The organism is Salmonella sp. A7 (assembly GCF_020181675.1).
GTDB lineage: Bacteria > Pseudomonadota > Gammaproteobacteria > Enterobacterales > Enterobacteriaceae > Salmonella > Salmonella enterica.
In genome coordinates, this window is the sequence record NZ_CP084001.1 from 390,510 (window position 1) to 409,831 (window position 19,322).

At 54.1% G+C, this 19,322-nt stretch carries 19 protein-coding genes; 7 read left to right on the forward strand and 12 right to left on the reverse strand.

What is annotated here, in order from left to right; translation table 11 throughout:
• Positions 1–150: 150 nt before the first annotated feature.
• The 5 genes from cysG to tsgA all read right to left on the reverse strand — a co-directional run bounded on the left by cysG (position 151) and on the right by tsgA (position 6,977).
• Entirely contained in the window at positions 151–1,524 is a 1,374-nt protein-coding gene (gene cysG / locus LCS67_RS01735; RefSeq protein ID WP_000349904.1) for a siroheme synthase CysG, read from the reverse strand.
• Positions 1,525–1,535: 11 nt separating this feature from the next.
• On the reverse strand, positions 1,536–2,345 hold the full coding sequence (nirC, locus tag LCS67_RS01740) for a nitrite transporter NirC (protein WP_000493571.1): 810 nt from the start codon (positions 2,343–2,345) through the stop codon (positions 1,536–1,538).
• Between the two features lie 264 nt (positions 2,346–2,609).
• The gene (gene nirD, locus LCS67_RS01745; RefSeq protein ID WP_000084812.1) at positions 2,610–2,936 is read right to left on the reverse strand and encodes a nitrite reductase small subunit NirD; all 327 of its coding nucleotides are present in this window, start codon (positions 2,934–2,936) and stop codon (positions 2,610–2,612) included.
• A complete protein-coding gene (gene nirB / locus LCS67_RS01750) occupies positions 2,933–5,476 on the reverse strand; it encodes an NADPH-nitrite reductase large subunit (RefSeq protein WP_000049256.1) in 2,544 nt (847 codons plus the stop codon). The genes nirD and nirB overlap by 4 nt, the downstream gene beginning before the upstream one ends.
• 319 nt (positions 5,477–5,795) lie before the next feature.
• Positions 5,796–6,977, reverse strand: a complete 1,182-nt coding sequence (gene tsgA / locus LCS67_RS01755) for an MFS transporter TsgA (protein ID WP_000185265.1) — start codon at positions 6,975–6,977, stop codon at positions 5,796–5,798.
• Between the two features lie 276 nt (positions 6,978–7,253).
• Between tsgA and ppiA the strand changes: the two genes are divergently transcribed.
• The 5 genes from ppiA to argD all read left to right on the forward strand — a co-directional run bounded on the left by ppiA (position 7,254) and on the right by argD (position 10,597).
• Positions 7,254–7,826 carry a peptidylprolyl isomerase A gene (ppiA, locus tag LCS67_RS01760; RefSeq protein WP_000920478.1) on the forward strand — a complete coding sequence of 191 codons (573 nt, stop codon included), beginning with the start codon at positions 7,254–7,256 and terminating at the stop codon, positions 7,824–7,826.
• Positions 7,827–7,939: 113 nt separating this feature from the next.
• A complete protein-coding gene (locus tag LCS67_RS01765) occupies positions 7,940–8,107 on the forward strand; it encodes a YhfG family protein (RefSeq protein ID WP_001519136.1) in 168 nt (55 codons plus the stop codon).
• On the forward strand, positions 8,097–8,699 hold the full coding sequence (locus LCS67_RS01770; protein WP_001280675.1) for a putative adenosine monophosphate-protein transferase Fic: 603 nt from the start codon (positions 8,097–8,099) through the stop codon (positions 8,697–8,699). Before LCS67_RS01765 ends, LCS67_RS01770 begins: the two co-directional genes overlap by 11 nt.
• Before the next feature lie 31 nt (positions 8,700–8,730).
• Positions 8,731–9,294, forward strand: coding sequence for an aminodeoxychorismate synthase component 2 (pabA, locus tag LCS67_RS01775; RefSeq protein ID WP_000601879.1), 564 nt, complete (start codon positions 8,731–8,733; stop codon positions 9,292–9,294).
• A gap of 85 nt (positions 9,295–9,379) precedes the next feature.
• Positions 9,380–10,597: a bifunctional acetylornithine/succinyldiaminopimelate transaminase gene (gene argD / locus LCS67_RS01780; protein WP_000190027.1), complete on the forward strand. Its 1,218-nt coding sequence runs from the start codon at positions 9,380–9,382 to the stop codon at positions 10,595–10,597.
• Positions 10,598–10,639: 42 nt separating this feature from the next.
• On the opposite strand, the gene LCS67_RS01785 is transcribed toward argD, so the two are convergent.
• Both LCS67_RS01785 and crp read right to left on the reverse strand, forming a co-directional pair.
• The gene (locus LCS67_RS01785; protein ID WP_000269311.1) at positions 10,640–12,727 is read right to left on the reverse strand and encodes a YccS/YhfK family putative transporter; all 2,088 of its coding nucleotides are present in this window, start codon (positions 12,725–12,727) and stop codon (positions 10,640–10,642) included.
• Positions 12,728–12,775: 48 nt separating this feature from the next.
• Positions 12,776–13,408, reverse strand: coding sequence for a cAMP-activated global transcriptional regulator CRP (gene crp, locus LCS67_RS01790; protein WP_000242758.1), 633 nt, complete (start codon positions 13,406–13,408; stop codon positions 12,776–12,778).
• A gap of 307 nt (positions 13,409–13,715) precedes the next feature.
• Here crp and LCS67_RS01795 point away from each other — a divergent pair, with 307 nt between their 5' ends.
• Entirely contained in the window at positions 13,716–14,120 is a 405-nt protein-coding gene (locus LCS67_RS01795; protein WP_001148919.1) for an OsmC family protein, read from the forward strand.
• 95 nt (positions 14,121–14,215) lie between these two features.
• Here LCS67_RS01795 and LCS67_RS01800 read toward each other — a convergent pair whose 3' ends face one another.
• From LCS67_RS01800 to LCS67_RS01810, 3 genes are read right to left on the reverse strand one after another with little or no spacing between them, the layout of a single operon-like run.
• Positions 14,216–15,085: a phosphoribulokinase gene (locus tag LCS67_RS01800; protein WP_001274690.1), complete on the reverse strand. Its 870-nt coding sequence runs from the start codon at positions 15,083–15,085 to the stop codon at positions 14,216–14,218.
• 51 nt (positions 15,086–15,136) lie between these two features.
• Entirely contained in the window at positions 15,137–15,355 is a 219-nt protein-coding gene (locus tag LCS67_RS01805) for a YheU family protein (protein WP_000586568.1), read from the reverse strand.
• Positions 15,352–16,419, reverse strand: coding sequence for a hydrolase (locus LCS67_RS01810; RefSeq protein ID WP_001214117.1), 1,068 nt, complete (start codon positions 16,417–16,419; stop codon positions 15,352–15,354). The genes LCS67_RS01805 and LCS67_RS01810 overlap by 4 nt, the downstream gene beginning before the upstream one ends.
• A gap of 197 nt (positions 16,420–16,616) precedes the next feature.
• On the opposite strand from LCS67_RS01810, the gene LCS67_RS01815 reads away from it, so the two are divergent.
• Complete coding sequence (locus LCS67_RS01815) at positions 16,617–16,928, forward strand: monooxygenase (RefSeq protein ID WP_000047689.1); 312 nt, start codon at positions 16,617–16,619, stop codon at positions 16,926–16,928.
• A 1-nt stretch (position 16,929) separates the two neighbouring features.
• On the opposite strand, the gene LCS67_RS01820 is transcribed toward LCS67_RS01815, so the two are convergent.
• Positions 16,930–17,151 (reverse strand): helix-turn-helix domain-containing protein, encoded by a 222-nt coding sequence (locus LCS67_RS01820; RefSeq protein ID WP_001054030.1) that lies wholly within the window; start codon positions 17,149–17,151, stop codon positions 16,930–16,932.
• A gap of 15 nt (positions 17,152–17,166) precedes the next feature.
• The gene (locus tag LCS67_RS01825) at positions 17,167–19,074 is read right to left on the reverse strand and encodes an ABC transporter ATP-binding protein (RefSeq protein WP_000634765.1); all 1,908 of its coding nucleotides are present in this window, start codon (positions 19,072–19,074) and stop codon (positions 17,167–17,169) included.
• Positions 19,075–19,322: the final 248 nt, after the last annotated feature.

Sequence of the window (19,322 nt, forward strand, 5' to 3'; positions counted from 1 at the left end):
ACGAAGAAAAGGGTTTTTACGCAATATTATTAATATTTAAATTCACGTGGTGTATTTAAAATGGATTGCTTAATTTAATTTTAAGTAAAAATAATTTGGGGTTACGAGTAGTTGTAAAATAAAGCCCTGAATAACAGGGCCTTATTTTAATTAATGATTAGAGAACCAATTTAATTTATCGCGTAAACCAACGACCCGGCCAACGATAATCAGCGCCGGGCTTTCAACCTGTTGCGCTAATTCCCCGAGCTGCGTCAGCACACCGTGGACGACGCGTTGCTTCACGGAGGTGCCGTTTTCTACCAGCGCAACCGGCATATCGGCCTGCATACCGAATGCGATCAGTTTTTCCTGGATAGTTGCTGCCTGATTAAGCCCCATGTAGAACACCAGCGTCTGTTTTTCTGCCGCCAGGTTTTCCCAGTCCAGCTCGCCGCCGGTTTTCAGGTGACCCGTGACCAGACGTACGCTCTGGGCGTAATCGCGATGGGTTAGCGGAATACCGGAGTAGGCGGAGCAGCCGGAAGCCGCGGTAATCCCCGGCACGACCGAGAAAGGAATACCGGCATGGCACAGCGTTTCCAGCTCTTCGCCGCCGCGACCAAAGATAAAGGGATCGCCGCCTTTCAGGCGTACCACGCGTTTACCTTTTTGCGCTTCACGCAGCAGGATCTGGTTGATTTCCTCCTGTGGGACGCAGTGGTAACCCGCGCGTTTCCCCACAAAGACCCGATCGGCATCGCGGCGTACCAGGTTCATAATGTCGTCGGAGACGAGGCGATCGTAAACCACGATATCCGCCTGTTGGATTTGTTGTAATCCTTTCAGCGTCAGCAGTCCGGCATCGCCCGGCCCGGCGCCAACCAGCACGACTTCGCCACGGTGATCCAGCGGTTCGCTAAACAGGTGCTCGGTTGTCGCATTAACCGCTTTCTCATCGGCATTCGCCAGCGACTGCGCCAGTCGGTCATTGACGAAAAATTTCTCCCAGAAGCGACGACGTTCGCCCATCGTGGCAAACTGCTTTTTCACTCGGGCGCGGAGTTGCCCGGCGTAGCGCGCGACCTGCCCCAGATGCTGCGGCAGCAGCGACTCCAGTTTCTCGCGCAGCAGACGCGCCAGCACCGGAGAAGTGCCGCCCGAGGAGACGGCGACCATCAGCGGCGAGCGGTCAATAATGGAGGGCATGATAAAGCTGGCGGCTTTCGGCGCATCCACCACGTTGCAGAAGATGCGGCGTGACTCCGCCGCTTCACTGACGCGCTGGTTGACGGTATCGTCGTCGGTAGCCGCGATCGCCAGCCAACACGAGTCGAGAAGCGTTTCGTCGAACGGTCCCTCAACCAGAGTCAACATGCCTTCATTTGCCCATACGGTGAACTGTGGAATAAAGGTGAGCGCATTGACCGTTAAACGTGCGCCTGCTTCCAGCAATAACCGTGCTTTGCGTTCTGCGACATCGCCACCGCCGACGATCAGACAGTCGCGGTCGCGTAATTGACAAAATATAGGCAAATGGTCCACGACATTACCCCTTAATTATTGGCAGCAGCCTCTGGCTGATTGATTTTTGCCGGAGCCGGACGCTCCGATTTCGGCGTAGCATACCAATAACCCAATCCCATGAACACGACGCCGGACAAAGTATTACCCAGAGTGACCCACAACAGATTGTGTCCGATTCCGGACAAGGTATAAGCGTCGCTGTGATGACCAAACCAGGAGAGGGCGAACAGCGTCATATTCGCGACAGAGTGCTCGTAGCCGGAAGCGATAAACGCCAGCAGACACCACCAGATAGCAAGAAATTTTGCCGTGCCTTCGGTGCGGATCGCCATCCAGATTGCCAGACAAACCAGCCAGTTACACAGCGCGCCTTTGAAGAACAGTACCGTGGCGGGCGCGGTGGTTTTCGCCAGCGCGACTGAGTGAACGATGCTGGTATCGACCGGCAACAAACTGCCGCCGCCCCAGCTGTAAAGCAGGGCGACAAAGACGGAGCCGACCAGGTTGCCGAGCCAGGTTTGCGGCAGGATAGCCCACATTTGACCGTGGCTGATGGTGCCAGCTTTGACGCCCAGCGTCAGGAACATGGTGTGGCCGGTAAACAGTTCGGAACCGGCGATGATGACCAGCGTTAAGGCGATACCAAAAGTGGCACCCATTACCAAAGGACGCACGGACGGGTCGAGCAGATTGCCGAGGGTGAAAATAAGAATGATGCCGAGACCGACATAAGCCCCGGCCATTGCCGAACTGACCCAGAAGCCGAGCGGATTATTCGCCGACAGGCGTGCGATGCGCGCAGCGTTAGCCGCACACTTATTGATAGTGTCTGTAAACATTTGATTATCCTTTTCTCACTTCATCCTTTGCACTGCCTCTTTGTTGGCTGCCCTCGCTCACCCCAGTCACATAGTGAACTATGTGACTGGGGATTAATGAGGGACATCCTTGTCCCTCACCGAAGGCAGCCAGCGGCTGTTCAAATTCGTTCCTGACGAATTTGTTGCTCAGTTGCCGCCGCGATGCAGTACAAATGATTTTGTGATAACAATTAAAATGAAAAAAATACAAAAAAGGGGAGGCGTTGCGCCTCCCAAAAATAATTAACCGCGCAACTGCACCACGCCGTCTTTTACCCGCGCGTCGTAATGTTTCACAGAAAACTGTTCGTCTTCCATGCACAAACCATCGCTCAGGCGAAAGCGCTGTTTCTTCAGCGGGCTGGCGACCCACAGTTCGCCCTGGTGTTCCGCAATCAGTCCACGAGACAGCACGCTGGCTTCAAAGAACGGGTCGATGTTGCTGATCGCGAATACCTGATCGCTATGGTAAGGACGGAAAATCGCGACTTGTTCAGTACCTAACAGCGCGCAGACGCCGGTTCCCGGCAGGATGTCATCGATTTTGCAGATGTTTTGCCACTGGCTCATGCGTTTTCCTCCACCAGAGTGACCGGGATACGTTCATACGGCGTGGCCGGACGATGCTGTTCGCGTTCCGGCACAACCTGAACATTTGGGTCGCGCTTGTCGCTGTTGATAAAGTGTTTGAAACGAACCTGTGCGGATGGGGTGTTGACGGTCTCCGTCCACTCGCAGACCACCGCTGCGCGCAGGCGCGCCATCTCTTCTTCCAGATGTTCGTTCAGGCCCAGCTTGTCGTCGATAATGACCGATTTCAGATAGTCGATGCCGCCTTCCAGGTTGTCTAACCACGGTGCGGTACGGGTCAGTTTGTCGGCGGTACGGATGTAGAACATCATAAAGCGGTCGAGATACTTGAGCAGCGTTTCGCGATCGAGATCGGCTGCCAGCAGATCCGCATGACGAGGTTTCATGCCGCCGTTACCGCAAACGTACAGGTTCCAGCCTTTCTCAGTGGCGATGATACCCACATCTTTACCCTGCGCTTCCGCACATTCACGGGTACAGCCGGAGACGCCGAACTTCATCTTGTGCGGGGTACGAATGCCTTTGTAGCGGTTTTCCAGCTCCACGCCGAAACCGACGCTGTCGCCCACGCCGTAGCGGCACCAGGTGCTGCCGACGCAGGTTTTCGCCATCCGCAGCGCTTTGGCATACGCGTGACCGGTTTCGAAGCCCGCTTCAATCAGTTGACGCCAGATTTCCGGCAGATCGTCTTTTTGCGCGCCAAACAGACCGATACGCTGAGAACCGGTGATTTTGGTATAGAGGTTAAACTCGCGGGCGATACGACCCACGGCCACCAGACCTTCCGGGGTGATTTCACCACCCGCCGAGCGCGGGATCACCGAGTAGGTGCCGTCTTTCTGGATATTCGCCAGGAAGTTATCGTTAGTATCCTGTAGCGGCGTGTGCTGCGGTTTGAGGATGTATTCGTTCCAGCACGACGCCAGCAGCGAACCGACGGTCGGCTTACACACTTCGCAGCCGTAGCCTTTACCGTGTTTCGCCAGCAGTTCTTCAAAGGTTTTAATGCCTTCCACGCGGATTAAGTGGAACAGTTCCTGACGAGAATAAGCAAAGTGCTCGCACAGGTTGTTGTTGACTTCAATACCCTGTTTCGCCAGTTCGGCGTTCAGTACCTGCGTCACCAGCGGGATGCAGCCGCCGCAGCCGGTTCCGGCTTTGGTTTCCGCTTTCAGCGCCGCCACGGTATGACAGCCTTTATTGATAGCGGCGATCAGATCGCCTTTAGTCACATCGAAGCAGGAGCAGATCTGCGCGCTGTCCGGCAGTTTATCCACGCCGATAGAGGGTTTACCACTACCCGCGTGCGACGGCAGGATCAGCGAATCCGGGTTTTCTGGCAGTTCGATGGCGTTCAGTACCAGTTGCAGCAAATTGCCGTAATCGCTGGTGTCGCCGACCAGTACTGCGCCGAGCAGCGTTTTGTTATCTTCGCTGACAATAAGACGTTTGTAGACTTCTTTGCTTTCATCGAGGTAAACGTAGCTACGCGCGCCCGGCGTGCGGCCATGCGCGTCGCCGATGCCGCCGACGTCCACGCCCAGCAGCTTCAGCTTGGCGCTGAGATCCGCCCCTTCAAAGGCGTTTTCACTGCCGAGGATATGGTCAACGGCGACCTGGGCCATTTTATAGCCCGGTGCGACCAGACCGTAAACGCGGTTGTTCCAACTGGCGCACTCGCCGATAGCGTAGATATCCGGGTCGGACGTCTGGCAGGTGTCGTTAATCACGATCCCGCCGCGCTGCGCGACGGCCAGACCGCACTGGGTAGCCAGCTTGTCGCGTGGGCGAATACCGGTAGAGAAGACGATAAAATCGACTTCCAGCTCGCTGCCGTCGGCAAAACGCATAGTCTTACGCGCTTCGTTACCCTGCTGAACAATCTCTTGCGTGTTTTTACTGGTGTGTACACGCACGCCCATGCTTTCGATCTTGCGACGTAGCTGCTCGCCGCCCATCTGATCGAGCTGTTCCGCCATCAGCATTGGCGCAAATTCAATGACATGCGTTTCCACGCCGAGGTTTTTCAGCGCGCCAGCGGCTTCCAGCCCCAGCAGACCGCCGCCGACCACCGCCCCGCGCTTGCTGCGACGGGCGCAGGCTTCGATAGCGTTGAGGTCTTCAATGGTACGGTAAACGAAGCAATCCTGGGTTTCGGAGCCTTTAATCGGCGGAATCCACGGATATGAACCGGTCGCCATGATCAGCTTGTCATAATAAACGGTACGACCCGCGCTGGAGTGAATCACTTTCTCCTGACGGTTAATGGTAATTGCGCGTTCGCCAACCAGTACCTTCACGCCGTGCTTCTCGTAAAATCCTTCACGCACCAGAGAGAGCTCTTCCGCGGTGTGGTGAGAGAAGTAGGATGATAAGTGGACACGGTCATAGGCTTTACGGGGTTCTTCACAGAACACGGTAATGTCGAACAGGCTAGCGTCGGATTTATCAAGGAGATCCTCAATAAAGCGGTGGCCGACCATACCATTACCGATAATAGCGAGTCTGACTTTGCTCATTTTTGCCTCGATTTCTTTTCTATTACCGCCTACCTTAACGATTCAGCAACCCCGCTTATTGATGTAAATCAAATTCACCTTTATATACCTCTTAATGGGTATATGGCTGATTTGTCTGGATTTTTATAAGTGGCGGAATTGTCAGGCTTTTCAGGTTTGTACAAATAACATACAAAATGAGGGGTTTTTAGACCAACAGGCCTACCTCGTCAGGAGGGGGGGATAGAGTGCCGGAGGGCGACGTCGCCTTATCCGGCCTACCAACAGCTTACGCTGTAGGCCGGATAAGACGCATCGCGTCGCCCTCCGGCAATCATTATCAATGCGCCGCTGGCGCGCTATGCTGACGATGACGGGACACAAAGCCGAGCGCAAAGCACATCACAAAGACCACCGCATACAGACCATTCGCGGTGAGTAACGCCGCCTGTGGACCGCTGTGCGCCACAATCGGGCCGGTGACGACGAAGGTCAGCATCGTTCCGATGGTGCCGCAGGTCAGAATAAAGTTAACCAGCTTAGGCGAGGCCACTTTCGTTTGCTGCGATCCCAGCGTAATGATGGAGGTATAAATGGCGCTGGAGAAGAAGCCCAGCATCAGAATAAACCACGGCATATGCGCCTGCGTGCCGGTAATAAACAGATACATCAGGACCGCCGCCATACCCGCCAGTACGGTCAGGATGCGTTGCAGATCGAAAAAGCGCAGGATAAAGCTGAACGCCCACATACCAAACATATAGGACATCCAGAAATCACTCACCAGCGCCCCGGCGTCATTCAGGCTCATGCCGAGGCCTTTGGCATATTCCGGCACCCAGGAGATAAAGCCCAATTGACCGAGGATATAGCACAGCGCGGCGACGGCGAGAAACAGTACGCCAATGCCCCATTTTTCTTTGGCGACAGGTGCCTGAGAGTGCTGCGCATGTTTACCCAGCGCCGGAAATTCACAGCCGAAGGTCAGGATGAAAATCGCCAGGTAGACCAGGCCGATGCAGGCGTAGACCCAGTACCACTCAATACTACGCGCCAGCAGGAAGGCGGCGACCATAGGAAAAATCATCCCCGCCATGCTGAAGAAGGAGTCGGTAAACAGCAGTCGGGAACCGCGCTGACGCCCTTCATACAGTTGCGTAATCAGGAAGGTGCCAATCGACATGGTGATCCCGCTGACCAGCCCCAGCACAAACATCGCCGCTGAGAACAACGCCAGGCTATGGCTGAACATCAGCCCGGCCACCGCCAGCACCATCAGGATAAAGCCAAAGCGTAGCTGTGTTTTCAGCGGGATGATTTCCATCAGCCACGCATTGAGGAAGATCGAGATCAAAATCCCGGCGTTCAGAAAAGTAAAGGTGTTACTCATGCTGGAAACGGGCAGCTGAAAATAGTCTGCGATATTTCCCATCACCATCCCGGTGACAATCACCAGCGCCCCGGTCAGGGCGTAGGAAAGAAAGCTGATCCATGTGAGCTTGATGCGGTTGCTGTTAGTCATGTCTGGCCTTGAAGAGAAGTGAAGCGCGTGGAGGGCGCGTTAAGCGGGCAGATTTTAGGCGCTTTTGTGATGCATTTAAATAATTATTAGTGATAGTAATGTTCATTACATTTTTTAATGTGATGTTTGTCACATCATATTGCAAGAATACGGCGTTGCGTCGTAACGTTACATTTGTTTCATATACGTAAAATTAGGTAAAGGGCTGGCCTGGCCCAGGAAGGCTCTTTAAAATCATTCCACTTGCTTTATTTCTGCTCTCTTTAAGGAAATCTCATGCTCAAATCGACTCTGGCGGCTGTCGCAGCTGTTTTCGCTCTTTCTGCTCTTTCTCCCGCAGCGTTGGCAGCAAAAGGCGATCCTCATGTGCTGTTAACCACCTCCGCCGGGAATATTGAGCTGGAGCTGAACAGCCAGAAAGCGCCGGTTTCTGTGAAAAACTTTGTCGATTACGTCAACAGTGGTTTCTATAACAACACTACGTTTCACCGCGTTATTCCTGGCTTCATGATTCAGGGCGGTGGTTTTAACGAGCAGATGCAGCAGAAGAAACCGAATCCGCCGATTAAGAATGAAGCCGACAACGGTCTGCGTAATACTCGCGGCACGATCGCGATGGCGCGCACCGCAGATAAAGACAGCGCCACCAGCCAGTTCTTTATTAACGTCGCGGATAACGCTTTTCTCGACCACGGCCAGCGCGACTTTGGCTATGCGGTATTTGGAAAAGTGGTAAAAGGTATGGATGTCGCCGATAAAATCTCACAGGTACCGACGCACGATGTCGGGCCTTATCAGAATGTGCCGACAAAACCAGTCGTTATCCTTTCCGCGAAAGTCCTGCCATAAAATAAAATATGACTGCGCGGGTGCGAGCCGCCCGCGTTTTCTCCCTGTCTCAGCGTAACCTGAAATTGCTGCTTATACTTGTGGTCAAGCACAGACATATTCAGGGAGGCCCGGTGAAGAAACTTACCGATAAACAAAAGTCACGCTTTTGGGAACAGCGGCGCAACGTTAACTTCCAGCAAAGCCGCCGTCTCGAAGGTATTGAGATCCCCTTAGTAACCCTGACCGCCGATGAAGCGCTGGCACGTCTTGACGAGCTTCGGAGGCACTATGAGCGATAAATTTGGCGAAGGGCGCGATCCGTACCTCTATCCGGGGCTGAATGTGATGCGTAATCGGCTGGGGATTCATCAGGCCCAGCGACTGGCGCAAGCGGCATATGAAATGACCGCGCTCCGCGCCGCCACGATTGAACTGGGGCCGCTGGTACGCGGCTTGCCTCATCTGTGCGCGATTCATCGCCAGCTCTATCAGGATATTTTCGACTGGGCAGGGCAATTGCGGGAGGTCGATATTTACCAGGGCGATACCCGTTTCTGCCACTTTGCCTATATCGAAAAAGAGGGCAACGCTCTGATGCAGGATCTGGAAGAAGAGGGCTATCTGGTCGGTCTGGCGCACGAGAAGTTTGTCGAGCGGCTGGCGCATTACTACTGTGAAATTAACGTGCTTCATCCGTTTCGTTTGGGGAGCGGGCTGGCGCAGCGCATCTTCTTTGAACAGCTGGCGCTACATGCAGGCTACGCGCTGAGTTGGCAAGGTATTGCGGTTGAAACATGGAAGCAGGCGAACCAGAGCGGCGCGATGGGCGATCTCTCCGCTTTGCAGGCGATTTTTCAGAAAGCGATAAGCGAAGCTCGCGAAACTGAGTAAAATAGTGCGGTTCTACTGACCCGGAGCCGCCATGATCCTGCTTATCGATAACTATGATTCCTTTACCTGGAACCTCTACCAGTATTTTTGTGAACTGGGCGCGGAAGTGCAGGTCCGGCGCAATGATGCGCTGACGCTGGCGCACATTGACGCTTTGAACCCGCAAAAAATCGTTATCTCTCCTGGCCCCTGTACGCCAAATGACGCTGGCATTTCACTGGCGGTTATCCGCCATTATGCCGGACGTATTCCGATGCTGGGCGTTTGCCTGGGTCATCAGGCGATGGCGCAGGCCTTTGGCGCGTCGGTGGTGCGGGCAGCGAAAGTGATGCACGGTAAAACGTCACCTGTTACGCATAATGGACAGGGCGTGTTTCGGGGATTGCCCAGCCCGTTAACCGTGACACGTTACCACTCGCTGATTGTCGACCCTGCCACGTTGCCAGAGTGTTTTGAGATCACCGCCTGGAGTGAAACGCAGGAGATTATGGGCATTCGCCACCGCGAGTGGGATCTGGAAGGCGTGCAGTTCCACCCGGAAAGTATTCTCAGCGAACAAGGACACGCTCTGCTGGAAAATTTCCTCCGGCGTTGATTTGTGGTTGCTATTGAGTGATTTTTTATTCATATTTTATGATTATAATTTCACTGGCATTTCTACTTAACCGGGTGGTAATGATATGGCAACTGAACAAACGGCTATTACGCGCGCAACTTTTGATGAGGTGATTCTGCCTGTTTATGCACCGGCGGACTTTATTCCGGTCAAAGGTAAAGGCAGCCGCGTATGGGATCAGCAGGGCAAAGAGTATATCGATTTCGCCGGCGGGATTGCAGTGACTGCGCTGGGCCATTGCCATCCGGCACTGGTCGAGGCGCTGAAATCCCAGGGGGAAACCTTGTGGCATACCAGTAACGTTTTTACCAATGAACCAGCGTTGCGTCTGGGACGTAAACTGATCGACGCCACGTTTGCCGAGCGCGTGCTGTTTATGAATTCCGGCACCGAAGCGAACGAAACCGCTTTTAAACTGGCGCGTCATTATGCCTGCGTGCGCCATAGCCCGTTCAAAACGAAAATCATTGCCTTCCATAACGCCTTTCATGGCCGTTCCTTGTTTACCGTCTCTGTCGGCGGGCAGCCAAAATATTCCGACGGCTTTGGGCCGAAACCCGCCGATATTATTCACGTTCCCTTCAACGATCTCCATGCGGTGAAAGCGGTAATGGATGACCACACCTGCGCGGTGGTGGTCGAGCCGATTCAGGGTGAAGGCGGCGTGCAGGCGGCTACACCGGAATTCCTCAAAGGGTTACGCGACCTGTGTGACAAGCATCAGGCGTTGCTGGTGTTTGATGAAGTGCAGTGCGGGATGGGGCGCACCGGAGACCTGTTTGCCTATATGCACTACGGCGTCACGCCGGATATCCTCACCAGCGCCAAAGCGTTAGGCGGCGGTTTTCCGGTGAGCGCCATGCTGACCACGCAGGAGATCGCCTCGGCCTTCCATGTCGGTTCGCATGGTTCAACCTATGGCGGCAATCCGCTAGCCTGTGCGGTGGCTGGCGCGGCATTCGATATTATTAATACGCCAGAGGTACTACAAGGCATTCACACTAAGCGGCAACAGTTTGTGCAACATTTGCAGGCGATTGACGAGCAATTTGACATTTTCAGCGATATTCGCGGCATGGGGCTGCTGATTGGCGCGGAACTGAAGCCGAAGTACAAAGGCCGGGCGCGCGATTTTCTGTACGCAGGAGCGGAGGCCGGCGTGATGGTGCTCAATGCCGGAGCCGACGTGATGCGTTTTGCCCCGTCGCTGGTGGTGGAAGAGGCGGATATCAATGAAGGAATGCAGCGCTTTGCGCAGGCGGTAGGGAAGGTGGTGGCCTGATGGCGGATTGCCGGATAAGCGTAGCGCATCCGGCAGTCGGACTTAACCTTTTGTATCCCGTAGCCGCTTACTCAGCCAGATACCGTGATGCGGACGCTGACGCCAGGCCATCGACGAAATGGTGTGCATGGTGTTCAGATGGCCAATGATGCGCTGTAAATGTTGCTCCAGAGTGCTCAATAAGCCATGTGACGGCATGTCCGGCGACTCCAGAATATTGACATCGCCGGAGCCGCCTGGCCTGTCGTACTCCAGGCGCTGCTGGCAGCGCTGAATTGCAATCTCGCAAGATTCCAGATAGCGCTGCGCCAGATCCGGCGTCAGCATGGTGTGTTCCCGCGCCAGCGTCGTCATGGCGTTGATATGCTCGACAATAAACTGGCTGTGCGTGACCCACAGTTTCATATCCGACAGATAGTGGGTATTGAACCCGGGTTCCTGCATTGCCTGATTTAACGAGTTGAATAACGTGTTATGCGCCTGGTTGACCCGCATTCTTTGATAAGCGAGCGGGGTGGCCTGCGGATCGTTACTGAGGATCAGTCGGATAGCTTCTTGATCGGCTTCCAGCGCATCATGGGCGTTTTTACGTAATAGCCCGCTTTGCCATTGCGGCCACAGCCAGACCATGCCGCCAAAGGCAATTAAACAGCCAATCAGCGTATCGATCAGCCTCGGCACAATAAACTGCTCTCCGTTTAACGTCAGTAACTGGATGGTGTATACCGCCGTCACCGTAAAGCCGACCGTCGCCCAGCCGTAGTTTTTACGAATAATCAGATAACTTGCCAGCGTTAGTACCAGCATGACCGCCAGCGTAATGCTTTCGGGAATATGTAAGTGCAGCGTGACGCCGGCAATCACCAGGCCGACCAGCGTTCCGACCGAACGATGCAGAATACGTACGCGCGTCGCGCCATAGCCGTTTTGGGTGACAAACAGCACTGTCATGAGGATCCAGTACGGTTTAGGCAGGTGCAACGCGCTGCCCATCAGACTGGCGATGCTCATCATCACGCTGATGCGTCCGGCGTTGCGTAGCGCCGGCGATTTAAGCGACATATAATTTTTCAGCGCCGGAAGTAGCGGCAGACGACGCTGTTTATCGGCCATCAGGTCGCGGGCGTACAGCGGCCGCTGAGTACGCAGCACACGGGCGATTCGACTGAAGTGCCAATAGCAGAACTGGCCTACCGGATTTTCAGGATGCTGATTGGCGATCTTCTCCAGAGCGCCAATCTGTTTTTCCATGGAGAAGCGCGTCGGCAGACGATGATAAAGAATGTCATCCGCCAGCACGCGCAGGCGGGCGGCGACCGTTTGCGCATTCCAGCGAATCACCTCTTCCGCATGGCTGCGTTCTACCAGTTTCTGTACCTCTTCCGGCTGATGCAAGCTGACGGAGATGTGCTCCTGCAAATCCATCGCTTCCTGAAAAGCCCGCAGTAGACGCTTGTAATCATTATTGTTGTGCGCCGAAAGCATATGCATCTGTTGGTAACACTGGGTAATGAGATCGACCGCTTTTTGCTGGCGTATCAGCAGGGGAGGCAGCGCTTTTTCCGGATCGATATGTTGGGTGAGCAGGCTGTATTTCGCTTCGCAATAATCGGCCAGTTCACGGTATAACAAACTCAATGACTCGCGCAGCGGCTGTTCGCGCCATAGCCAGAACCAAAACCAGTTAAACACGCCGTACCATAGCGTGCCCAGCGCATAAATGAGCAGCGGCTCCCAGACGGGCATGTATCCCGCAAGACTCAGGGTAAAGATGGCGGCAATCAGCGACGCTGGCAGTAGCCGCGCGTGAAGCGGGCTAATTTCCGCCGTCACGCCAAGCACCAGCGTGAGCCCGGTCAGGATCAACGGCAGGGGGATGGATTCCGCCAGCAGAAGTTGCGTTACCAGACTGCATCCGGCGAACAGCGACGCGCCGATGATCAGGCGTTTAAAAAAACGTTTGTGCGGGGTATCCAGACCTGCAATGTTGCAGCAGGCGGGAACGAGAGAGAAAAGCAAGCCCAGGTGTAGTTGGCCTATCAATAAACCGACAGCCACAGGCAGGCACAGCACCAGCGTTTGCCGTAGTGCGTAATTAATCTCTGGGTGATAAATCAGTCTTCGCCACATCGATGCAAACAAAAATGGCGCATGATAAAACGCGCCATTCTGACGGAATTAACGGGTGCCGTAGACGACGATGGTCTTGCCATGCGCGGAGATCAGGTTTTGATCTTCCAGCATTTTCAAAATACGACCAACGGTTTCGCGGGAGCAGCCGACGATCTGGCCGATTTCCTGACGGGTGATTTTGATCTGCATCCCATCCGGGTGCGTCATGGCATCGGGCTGTTTCGCCAGATTCAGCAGCGTCTGAGCGATACGCCCGGTGACGTCAAGGAAGGCGAGGTTACCTACTTTTTCAGAGGTGACTTGTAAGCGACGAGCCATCTGGGAAGAGAGGCGCATCAGAATATCCGGGTTGACCTGGATTAATTGGCGAAATTTTTTGTAGGAAATTTCAGCGACCTCACATGCGGTTTTCGCACGTACCCAGGCGCTGCGTTCCTGACCTTCTTCAAACAGGCCCAGTTCACCAATAAAATCTCCCTGATTCAGATAAGAAAGGATCATTTCTTTCCCTTCCTCATCTTTGATCAGCACTGCCACGGAGCCTTTAACGATGTAGTACAGCGTTTCTGCTTTTTCACCCTGGTGAATCAGCGTGCTCTTTGACGGGTACTTATGAATGTGGCAATGAGACAAGAACCATTCAAGAGTCGGGTCTGTTTGCGGTTTGCCAAGCACCATGCGCGGTTATCCTCTGTTATAAGCTGTCTCCAGAGCCAGAAAACGGCACTGTCTCTGGGGTTGCAAAAATATACTTCCCGCTACCTGGGAAGGGGGCTACGAAAATAGATTGTAGCCTGTAATGTGATGTCCTCTGCATACATGCAGTACGTCAATGTATTACTGTAGCATCTTGTCTGTTTTAGCATAGCTTTCGCCGTGTGTCTCCTGGTGTCTCGCTTCAGCATGACCCAGGTCGCCTTCCATTGCCAGTTTTGTTGTATGCGCGTAATCTTTCAGGAAAATTGAAACATTGGAGTTACGAAATATGCAAGCGCGTGTAAAGTGGGTTGAAGGGCTCACGTTCCTCGGAGAGTCCTCCTCCGGCCACCAGATTTTAATGGATGGCAACTCCGGTGACAAAGCGCCGAGTCCGATGGAGATGGTATTAATGGCGGCTGGCGGATGTAGCGCTATTGATGTGGTATCAATCCTGCAAAAGGGCCGTCAGAATGTCACCAACTGCGAAGTGAAGCTGACATCCGAGCGCCGGGAAGACGCGCCGCGCCTGTTTACGCACATTAATCTGCATTTTATCGTTACCGGCAGCGATCTGAAAGAGGCTGCCGTCGCGCGCGCTGTCGATCTCTCCGCGGAAAAATATTGCTCGGTGGCGCTAATGCTGGAAAAAGCGGTCAATATTACCCATTCGTATGAAGTGATTGCGGCGTAACATGTGATGCCGGATGGCGGCGTGGCTTTATCCGGCCTACCCGTTTTTATCTCGTAGGCCCGATAAGCGTAGCGCCATCGGGCATTTCACCGCGGTTATTCGATTTTTTTGCCTTCCATTAATCGCTGCACCAGCGGCAACATAATCAGCTCCATCGCCAGCCCCATTTTGCCGCCCGGCACCACTAATGTATTAATGTGAGAAATGAACGAGCCCTGGAGCATCGCCAGAAGCCAGGGAAAATCGATCCCTTCCAGATTGCGGAAATGGATCACCACAAAACTCTCATCCAGCGAGGGAATACCCTTTGCGGCGAACGGATTGGACGTGTCGACGGTCGGCACGCGCTGGAAGTTAATATGGGTACGCGAGAACTGCGGCGTAATGTAATTGATGTAGTCGTCCATGGAACGCACCACGGAATCCATCACCGCTTCACGGGAGTGTCCGCGCTCGCTGGTGTCGCGGATTAGTTTCTGAATCCACTCGAGGTTGACGATAGGCACCACGCCAACCAACAGATCAACATGACGCGCGACATCATGTTGCGGGGTGACGACGCCGCCGTGCAGTCCTTCATAAAACAGCACATCGGTCGGTTCGGGAAGCGGCTGCCAGGGGGTAAACGTGCCGGGAACCTGATTCCACGGTACGGCTTCATCATAGGTATGCAGATATTTACGCGACTGGCCTTTACCCGTCTGCCCGTACTCAATAAAAGTATGTTCCAGTAGGCTGAAGTCATTGGCTTCAGGCCCGAAATAGCTGATATGCCGCCCGGCGTCACGCGCTTTGCGGATCGCCATGTCCATTTCCGGGCGGGTGTAACGATGAAAACTGTCGCCTTCCACCTCGGCGGCATGCAGATTTAACTGCGCGAAAATTTTACGAAACGCGAGGCTGGTGGTGGTGGTCCCCGCGCCGCTTGACCCTGTTACTGCTATCACCGGATGTTTGGCTGACATGGCAACTCCATGATTGAGCTTTAGTAATAATGTATTGTCGGCAAAGGCGTTTTATTCGCGAAACTGCTTTTTCGGCATAATATTGACCGTTTCATGTAATTCAGACCATACCAGCACGGCCTCGCCGGATTGCAGTTGGCGTTTTACGTCAGCGACTTTTTGTTCAAGCGAACGTTCATGTTCACCATAATCGGTGCCTTCGCGCAACACAAAGCTTTCGATCAGGTTGTCCAGCGTGTCGGGGGCGAGCCCCTGCCAGGGAATGATCATGATGACGCCTCCAGGTACGTTGTCAGCCAGTCAGGAATTCGGCGTTCCAGCCACATTTCAGGGCGCAGCGGCGTACCGCCGATAAATCCTACGTGTCCGCCATGCTCAGTTAGCTGATACTCCACCTGCGGGGGCAGATCTTCCGCTTTAGGGATCACATGATGATCCATAAACGGATCGTCTTTAGCGTGAATAATCAGCGTCGGTTTAGCAATCTGGTTAAGCAACGGCATGGCGCTACACTGACGATAGTAGTCGATGGCGTCGGCAAAGCCGTGAATTTTCGCGGTGATCAGGTCGTCAAACTCACGAATACGGCGCATTGATTTCAGTTGCGCCAGATTCACCGGCAGCGACCCGGGATACGCCGCCAGCTTGCGTGACGCATTCGCTTTTAACAGATTAAGCAAATAACGCTGATAGACGCGGGAAAACCCTTTGTCCATGTGGTAGCTACAGGCTTCGAGAACAAAGGGCGCAGAAACAATCACCGCCGCCTCGATGGGAATATCGCGGCCTTCTTTCGCCAGCAGGCACGCCAGCATATTACCGCCGAGCGAATAGCCCACGGCGGCTGTCGGAACGGCGCCGAGCTCCCGCTGTAGCCAGCGTAAAAACCAGGCTCCGTCCTCCGTTTCACCGGAGTGGTAAATACGATTCAGACGGTTGGGTTCGCCGCTACAGCCGCGAAAGTGCATCACCACGCCCAGCCAGCCGCGCTTTTGCGCCGCCTCAATCAGCCCGTGGGCATAGGGGCTGTTCAGGCTGCCTTCCAGACCGTGAAAGACCACCAGCCGCGGTTTATGCTTTGCCTGTTGCGGTTCTTCGCTCCATGCCAGATCGACAAAATCGCCGTCCGGTAGCTCCAGCCGCTGCCAGTGGGCGTTGAACTTCACTTTGCGGCGGATTAAGCGCGGCAGCATAGTTTGTAAATGGCGATTACGAATGCCACGCATGGGAATAAATTCATGCGAGTCATTGACAGGCGGGGTCATTTCTGTGGACGTGATCTCAACCATAGCACCAGAACAATTGATAATTGGAAACAATACTATACCGCGCATAAGGTTCACAGATTAGTCAATATGTGATTTTACGTTCAATTGGTCGTCTGGCGAAATAAAATTGCGCCTCATTTCACCAGAGGGGGCGGTATGCAAGGCGCGCGCAATACCCCACAGAAATCGCGTGAACCTCTGCATCAGCCGAATTAATCGTGGTAGTGTGGCAACACGATAGTTATGTGACTCAAGGAGAAGGCATGTCGAAAACACTTTTACAGATCCATTTTAACTTTAGCGGCCCTTTTGGCGAGGAGATGACTCAGCAACTGGTCGGGCTGGCGGAGTCTATCAATGAGGAGCCGGGCTTCATCTGGAAAATCTGGACAGAAAGCGAGAAAAACCAGCAAGCTGGCGGCATTTACTTGTTTGAATCCGAAGAAACGGCGCAGGCTTATATTAAAAAACACACTGCGCGTCTGAAAAATCTTGGCGTTGATGAGGTGACGTTTAAATTATTTGGCGTGAACGACGCGCTGACGAAAATAAATCACGGCAACCTTTGCCGCTAAATCACATAACGCAGGCTTCTGTTCCGGTGCTGCCGACCGCAACGGTAACCTTTATATCGGGACGAGTACCGAAGAGGCCTTTATGGACGAACAGCGGACAACGAACGTTCTCTTCCAGCGTGTTCAGCGCCTCGGCGGTGCGGGCGATGTTACCTTTCTCCACAAACATCATGAAGATGGTGAGCTTGCGGAAGGTAATGTCATCGGTGATTGACAGGTTCATCGTCCGCCCCGCGCGTTAGTCGTTCTGCATCATTTGCTCAAGCTGCTCCTGCGCCTCAAGCCATGCCATTTCACACTCTTCCAGCCCGGATTTGGCGCTGGCCTGCAGTTGCAGACACTCGGTCATCTCCGCTTTACGGCTGGGGTCATACAGGCTGCTGTCGCCGAGTTTCTCTTCCGCCTGCGCCAGTTGGGCGTTGAGCTTTTCCATCTCTTTTTCCAGACGGGTAATCTCTTTACGCAGCGGCTGCGTCAGAGTGCGTAGCTCGGCTTCGCGACGCTTCTGATCTTTGCGTGACTGGGCGCTGTTGGCGTTGTTTTCCTTCGGCGCGTCGTCGGCCTGGTTTTCCTGCTTCTGCACGTCGCTCAGCCACTGCTGATAATCTTCCAGGTCGCCGTCGAACGGTTCGACCTTTTTGTCGTGCACCAGATAGAGGTCGTCAGTGGTGGAGCGAATCAGGTGGCGGTCGTGCGACACGACGACCAATGCGCCTTCAAAATCAATCAGCGCTTCGGTGAGCGCCTGACGCATGTCGAGATCCAGGTGGTTGGTCGGTTCATCGAGCAGCAGCAGATTTGGACGCTGCCAGACGATCAGCGCCAGTACCAGGCGCGCTTTCTCGCCGCCGGAGAAACGTTGCGTCTCTTCCGTTACTTTGTCGCCCTGGAAGCCGAAGCCGCCGAGATAGTCGCGCAGCTTCTGCTCCAGTTCCTGCGGCGCCAGACGCGCCATATGCTGTAACGGGGATTCATCGGCGCGCAGGAACTCCAACTGGTGCTGGGCGAAGTAGCCGAGCTTAATGCCTTTGGCGAGGCCAATTTCACCGTGCAACGGTTCCAGTTCGCCCGCCAGCAGCTTGATCAGCGTCGATTTCCCCGCGCCGTTGCGGCCCAGCAGGCCGATACGCGAGCCGGGCACCAGGTTCAGCTTGATGGATTCCAGAATGATGCGATCGCCATAACCTGCGCTGACTTTTTCCATCTTCAGCAGCGGGTTCGGCAGGCTTTCCGGCGCGCGGAAGCTGAAATGGAACGGGTTGTCGACATGAGCCGGCGCAATCAGTTCCATACGCTCCAGCATCTTGATACGGCTTTGCGCCTGCTTGGCTTTGGTCGCTTTGGCGCGGAAACGGTCGATGTAGCTTTGCAGATGCGCCACACGCTCCTGCTGACTCTCATACATCGCCTGCTGTTGCGCCAGGCGCGTGGCGCGCTGAACTTCAAACGCGCTGTAGTTGCCGGTGTACTCGAACAGAGTCTGCTGTTCGATATGGATAATTTTATCCACTATCGGGTCAAGAAAATCGCGATCGTGGGAAATCAGAATCAGGGTGCCCGGATAGCTCTTCAGCCATTTTTCCAGCCAGATAACGGCATCCAGATCGAGGTGGTTGGTCGGTTCGTCGAGCAGCAGTAAATCGGAACGGCAAATCAACGCCTGGGCCAGGTTAAGGCGCATCCGCCAGCCGCCGGAAAAGTCGCTGACCGGACGTTCCAACTGATCGTTAGAAAAGCCGAGGCCGTGTAGCAGGCTGGCGGCGCGCGAGCGAACTGTCCATGCGTCGATAGCGTCCAGCTTGCCGTGTATGGAGGCGATAGCATGTCCGTCGTTACGTTCGTTGGCGTCGTTAAGCTGCGCCTCCAGCTGCCGGTATTCACGGTCGCCATCAATGACATACTCAATCGCTGGCTGAGGCAACGCAGGTGTTTCCTGATTCACCCACGCTAATTGCCAGGTTCCGGGCAGGGTAAAACTCCCGGCATCGGCGCTGATTTCATTTTTTAGCAATGCCAGCAGGGTAGATTTACCGCAGCCGTTTTTACCCACCAGGCCGACTTTCTGGCCTGGATTAATGGTAGCCGAGGCATTGTCCAGTAGGACGCGCACGCCGCGACGAATTTGTAACGAGGAGAAAACAATCATAAGGCGCCGTATGTTCAGACTATGTTAATTTATCATTATGATAATGTAATATTCGGGCGTACCGCCGCGCTGGAGCGCAATGGTAGCTCAAAACAACAACGATACACAAAATCATTCAGGCCGCCTTTGGTGAGGGACAAGAATATCTCTCATTAATCTCCAGCGGCGGACATAGAGTACGTTCCTGAGTTGAACAAACACTGTCAACGTAGAAGCGGCCTGAAGAATGGCATGTATCGACCCAAAAC